The sequence below is a fragment of the Citrobacter sp. genome (genome assembly GCF_050252275.1).
GTDB lineage: Bacteria > Pseudomonadota > Gammaproteobacteria > Enterobacterales > Enterobacteriaceae > Citrobacter_A > Citrobacter_A amalonaticus.
This window is the reverse complement of record NZ_JBFWLF010000404.1, coordinates 1-2,860: the sequence shown is the minus strand read 5'-3', so window position 1 is coordinate 2,860 and position 2,860 is coordinate 1. Positions and strand designations below refer to the sequence as shown.

General features: G+C 55.3%; 4 protein-coding genes. All 4 read left to right on the top strand.

Annotated features, from left to right (window positions below; translation table 11 throughout):
• Window positions 1-318, top strand: a 318-nt coding sequence (locus AB7E14_RS22385; RefSeq protein WP_428169983.1) for a sensor histidine kinase, incomplete at its 5' end; no start/stop codon positions are given.
• Window positions 319-339: 21 nt separating this feature from the next.
• Window positions 340-1,071 carry a two-component system QseEF-associated lipoprotein QseG gene (qseG, locus tag AB7E14_RS22380; protein WP_044253128.1) on the top strand — a complete coding sequence of 244 codons (732 nt, stop codon included), beginning with the start codon at window positions 340-342 and terminating at the stop codon, window positions 1,069-1,071.
• On the top strand, window positions 1,071-2,405 hold the full coding sequence (gene glrR, locus AB7E14_RS22375; RefSeq protein WP_086512879.1) for a two-component system response regulator GlrR: 1,335 nt from the start codon (window positions 1,071-1,073) through the stop codon (window positions 2,403-2,405). Before qseG ends, glrR begins: the two co-directional genes overlap by 1 nt.
• Before the next feature lie 60 nt (window positions 2,406-2,465).
• Window positions 2,466-2,804 carry a nitrogen regulatory protein P-II gene (glnB, locus tag AB7E14_RS22370; protein ID WP_012906673.1) on the top strand — a complete coding sequence of 113 codons (339 nt, stop codon included), beginning with the start codon at window positions 2,466-2,468 and terminating at the stop codon, window positions 2,802-2,804.
• Window positions 2,805-2,860: the final 56 nt, after the last annotated feature.

Sequence of the window (2,860 nt, the reverse complement as noted above, 5' to 3'; positions counted from 1 at the left end):
CTTTATTCCAATGCGGTGCACTATGGGGCTGAATCCGGTAACATCCGTATTCGCAGCCACTTACAGGGATCAACCGTGTATATCGATGTTATCAACACCGGAACTCCTATTCCTGAAGCGGAAAGAACTATGATTTTCGAACCTTTTTTCCAGGGAAGTCATCAACGGAAAGGGGCAGTGAAAGGGAGCGGACTGGGGCTAAGTATCGCCAGAGATTGTATCCGCCGTATGCAGGGTGAGCTCTATCTTGTCGATGAACAGGCGCAAGAGGTTTGCTTCCGCATAGAACTGCCGTTATCTGCAACGAAAAACGACTAAATAATGCTAAGCCTGGTGAATATGCCACACGTTTTTTCTCACATTTTCCAACGTCTATTCTCCCGCCAGTTCATCCTGGCGGGAATGCCGTGCCTTGCGCTGATGGGGTGTACGCCGCATTCAGTGAAGCACATCACCGGGGATGCGCCGCAGGATGCCCTCCCGACGTATCAACTGGCGGATTATCTGTCTGTTGAGTGTACTGATATCTGGGCATTGCAGGGGCAATCGACGGATACCAACCCTCTTTACTGGCTGCGCGCCATTGACTGCGCAGATCGCCTGTTACCGGTGCAGTCGCGCAGCGAGGCCCGCTCGCTGAGTGACGACAGCTGGCAAAACGCTTTTAAGCGCGGCATCTTGCTGGCGAATGCCAAAATTACGCCGCTGGAGCGTCGCGAAAACGTCTCGCGACTGGATGCGTTCAGCCCGCAGATCCCGGCGCAGGTGCGCCCGCTTTATCAGGTCTGGCGCGACGGACAGTCGTTACAGCTCCAGCTCGCCGAAGAACGCCAGCGTTACAGCAAACTGCAGCAAACGACCGATGGCGATCTGGATACGCTGCGTCAGCAGCATCAGCACCTTCAGGCACAGCTCGATCTCACCACGCGTAAACTGGAGAACCTGACCGATATTGAGCGCCAGCTTTCCACCCGTAAACCGGCGGGAAATTACAATCCGGATGCGACGCATGGCGGCGACAAGTCTGAAGGACAAGCCCCGGAATCATCACAAGATGAGGTGACCCCATAATGAGTCGTAAACCGGCGCATTTACTGCTCGTGGATGATGATCCAGGCCTGTTAAAACTGCTGGGCATGCGTCTGACCAGTGAAGGCTATAGCGTGGTGACCGCAGAGAGCGGGGCAGAAGGGCTGCGTGTTTTGAACCGTGAAAAAGTGGATCTGGTGATAAGCGATCTGCGGATGGATGAGATGGACGGCATGCAGCTGTTCAGCGAGATCCAGAAGGTGCAGCCGGGAATGCCGGTCATCATTCTTACCGCCCACGGTTCGATTCCGGATGCGGTCGCGGCAACGCAAAAGGGCGTGTTCAGCTTCCTGACTAAACCCGTGGATAAAGATGCGCTGTATCAGGCGATTGACGAGGCGCTTGAGCAGTCGGCACCCGCCACGGATGATAGCTGGCGTGAATCGATTGTTACCCGTAGCCCGCTGATGCTGCGTCTGCTGGAGCAGGCGCGGATGGTGGCACAGTCCGACGTCAGCGTATTGATCAATGGTCAGAGCGGTACCGGGAAAGAGATCTTCGCCCAGGCTATTCACAATGCCAGCCCGCGCAGCAGTAAACCGTTTATTGCCATCAACTGTGGGGCGCTACCGGAACAATTGCTGGAGTCGGAGTTATTCGGCCACTCGCGCGGCGCGTTTACCGGCGCGGTGAGTAACCGTGAGGGGCTGTTTCAGGCGGCGGAAGGCGGGACGCTGTTCCTGGACGAGATTGGCGACATGCCCGCGCCGCTACAGGTCAAACTGCTGCGCGTTTTGCAGGAGCGTAAAGTCAGGCCGCTTGGCAGCAACCGCGACATCGATATTGATGTGCGTATTATCTCGGCAACCCACCGTGACTTGCCGAAAGCGATGGCGCGCGGCGAGTTTCGTGAAGATTTATACTATCGCCTCAACGTGGTAAGTCTGAAAATCCCGGCGCTGGCGGAACGGACCGAAGATATTCCGCTACTGGCAAATCATCTGCTGCGCCAGTCGGCGGAGCGGCATAAGCCGTTTGTGCGGGCATTTTCGACGGATGCAATGAAGCGGCTAATGACCGCCAGTTGGCCGGGCAACGTGCGTCAACTGGTGAACGTGATTGAACAGTGTGTGGCGCTGACCTCTTCGCCGGTTATCAGCGATGCGCTGGTGGAACAGGCGCTGGAAGGGGAAAACACCGCGCTGCCGACTTTTGTTGAAGCGCGTAACCAGTTTGAACTGAACTATCTGCGCAAGTTGCTACAAATCACCAAAGGCAATGTGACGCATGCGGCAAGAATGGCGGGCCGTAACCGGACGGAGTTCTACAAACTCCTGTCACGCCATGAGCTGGATGCAAACGATTTCAAAGAATAACGTTGCGTAATATGTTACGTTTACCCGATTAAAAGACAGGCGACCTTTTCAAGGACTAGCATGAAAAAGATTGATGCGATTATTAAACCCTTCAAGCTCGATGATGTGCGTGAAGCGCTGGCTGAAGTCGGTATTACCGGGATGACCGTCACCGAAGTGAAAGGCTTTGGGCGTCAGAAAGGGCATACCGAGCTGTACCGCGGCGCGGAATACATGGTGGATTTTCTGCCGAAGGTGAAAATTGAAATCGTCGTACCAGACGATATCGTTGAAACCTGCGTGGATACCATTATTCGCACAGCGCAGACGGGCAAAATCGGCGATGGTAAGATCTTCGTCTTTGATGTGGCGCGCGTGGTGCGGATCCGTACCGGTGAAGAAGACGACGCGGCAATTTAAGCCGCGCCGTGCGCATGCCGGATGGTGGCGTAAACGCCTTATCCGGCCCTGCATCC

Bases quoted from the DNA above. Each gene is read 5' to 3' on its own strand.
- qseG (WP_044253128.1), top strand. From the start codon at position 340: ATGCCACACGTTTTTTCTCACATTTTCCAACGTCTATTCTCCCGCCAG.
- glrR (WP_086512879.1), top strand. From the start codon at position 1,071: ATGAGTCGTAAACCGGCGCATTTACTGCTCGTGGATGATGATCCAGGC.
- glnB (WP_012906673.1), top strand. From the start codon at position 2,466: ATGAAAAAGATTGATGCGATTATTAAACCCTTCAAGCTCGATGATGTG.